This window comes from Pseudomonas sp. BP01, from assembly GCF_022760795.1.
GTDB lineage: Bacteria > Pseudomonadota > Gammaproteobacteria > Pseudomonadales > Pseudomonadaceae > Aquipseudomonas > Aquipseudomonas putida_Q.
The window spans coordinates 1-354 of record NZ_JAFBKA010000110.1; the positions used below are offsets into that span (position 1 = coordinate 1).

Genomic DNA, 354 nt, shown 5'->3' on the forward strand with positions numbered 1-354 from the left:
TCTGGGCAGGGTTGCTCAGGGTCACGGTGTAGGTGATGACACCACCTTCTGTGACGCTTGGCGAAGCGGTCAGGGTCGCAGTGGTGTTATCGACCGAATCGTTGATCGTGGTCTGAGCCGGGGTCGGGTTCGGCGTCAGTTGCTCGAAGTTACCGCCGGTGGCGTTTTCGATGGTGACGCTGACGGTCGAACCATTGTTATAGACGTCGTTTGCCGGGGTCTGGAAATCAACGCTGCCCTGGGTTTTGCCGGCCTCAACGGTGATGGTCTGGCCGTTGGACAGGGTCACGGTCACCGGAGTCTGGGCAGGGTTGCTCAGGGTCACGGTGTAGGTGATGACACCACCTTCTGTGA

1 protein-coding gene is annotated in these 354 nt (G+C 59.6%); it reads right to left on the reverse strand.

Features of this window, described 5'->3' with window-relative positions:
* A partial coding sequence (locus JOY50_RS28710; RefSeq protein ID WP_243056193.1) for an immunoglobulin-like domain-containing protein occupies positions 1-354 on the reverse strand: 354 nt, incomplete at both ends.